Source organism: Kytococcus sp. HMSC28H12 (genome assembly GCF_001816045.1).
GTDB classification, from domain to species: Bacteria; Actinomycetota; Actinomycetes; order Actinomycetales; family Dermatophilaceae; genus Kytococcus; species Kytococcus schroeteri.
In genome coordinates, this window is the sequence record NZ_KV824478.1 from 1 (window position 1) to 1,560 (window position 1,560).

1 protein-coding gene is annotated in these 1,560 nt (G+C 76.1%); it reads right to left on the reverse strand.

The features are described from left to right. Positions 1–294: 294 nt before the first annotated feature. Positions 295–1,347 (reverse strand): type IV toxin-antitoxin system AbiEi family antitoxin domain-containing protein, encoded by a 1,053-nt coding sequence (locus HMPREF3099_RS06780; protein ID WP_083323578.1) that lies wholly within the window; start codon positions 1,345–1,347, stop codon positions 295–297. Between the last annotated feature and the right edge of the window lie 213 nt (positions 1,348–1,560).

Here is a 1,560-nt window from a genome sequence, read left to right on the forward strand (position 1 = left end):
GGGCTGGTGGTGGCGGCCGGGGTGGCAGCCGTGGCCAGCGCTCCGGTGGCGGTCGCGCGCAGGGCCCCCGCCGTGCCCGCGGCTGACCTCGTCACGTCGTGCGCGAGACACCAGTGCCTCGGCGTGACCGCGTGACCGCCTGACACGCGAAACCTCGCACCGCACGGGAAAGGTGCTGGCCACACGGGGAACTTCCCGTGCGGCCAGCACCTTTTCCGTGCCCGGTGGGGTTTCCCGTGCGGCACGGCCCGTCCGGTCACGCTGTCCCGTGCGGCACCACCCCTCCGGCCCCACTCACCGTGCCCGCACCGTCCGGCGGGCGTCCTCGACCAGTCGCCGCACGGCCTCGGGGTGCCCCAGATGGTCCCAGCCGACGTGCACCGGCTCGAACCCCAGGTCGCGGATCGCCAGGTCGCGACGTTTGTCCTCCGCCGGCGTGCGGCCGTAGCGCTCGTACTTCTCCATCCCGTCGAACTCGATGGCCACGGCCTCGTCCTCGAGGGCGAAGTCCACGCGCGCCACGAGCCGTCCCACCGCATCGCGCAGCTCCACCTGGGATCGCACCCGGTAGCCGAGTCGCCACAGCAGCAACCGGGCGCGGGTCTCGCCGACTGACTCGCACGCCGGGTCCACCAACCCCGCGGCGGTGCGCAGGAGGGGCGCCACGCGATGGCCCCGGCGGGAGGCCAGCACCGCGTGCACCTCCTCCATCGACGTGGTGCCGGGTGGCCGCCCGCGCCCCCACAGCCACTCGCCCTCCCACAGCCGGGAGGGGTCCCAGGGGATCTCCCCGGCGACCATGCGCTCGTGCTGGAGCCGCCGGTGGAGCGCCGCGTCGAGGACGGCCACCGCGGCATCGCAGCCGTGCAGGGAAGCCACCCCGACGGCGGCCTCCGCGGCCGTCGCCACCGGGCACCCGCTGATCTCCTCCGGGGGACGGTGCAGGCGCCCGCCGTGGAGGACGGCGCCGGACCGTGCCCGCGAGACCCCGTGCCGGGTGCGGGTGCCGTGGACCAGTCCCACCCGGCCGAGGACAGGCAGCTGCAGCAGGAGAGCAGCCGAGTCGTGGCTCACCGCCGTGCCCTCGGGCCAGGTGCGGCCGACGGCGAGGGCCCGCAGGGCATGGGCCCGGTGTGGTCGCGCGCCGTGGAGGAGCGCCCCCTCGACGTACGCACCCCGCCCCACTCGCACGAGGGTGCGCCGGGCCACCAGGCGACGCACCTGGGCCGGGGTGGCTCCCAGCATCGCCAGGTCCGATGTCGTTGCAGTGCCGCCGTGCCGGGCCAGCACGGTGTCCAGGCCCGGGAGGGAAGCGGCGTGCGATGGCGCACCGGTGGGTGAGGTCATGGCGGGCAGGGTGCCGGCTGCGGACCCGTGCCCGCGGGGTGGTCGGACAGGGCCTGGGGATGGTGGGAGGGGCGGGCTGCCGGCACCGCGCTCGTCCACAGGGGCCGGGTGGGCGCGGGACACGGGAAAGCTCACGCGGCACGGGGAAGGTGCTGGCCGCACGGGGAACTTCCCGTGCGGCCAGCACCATTCGCGTGCGGCGAGGGGCGCGCC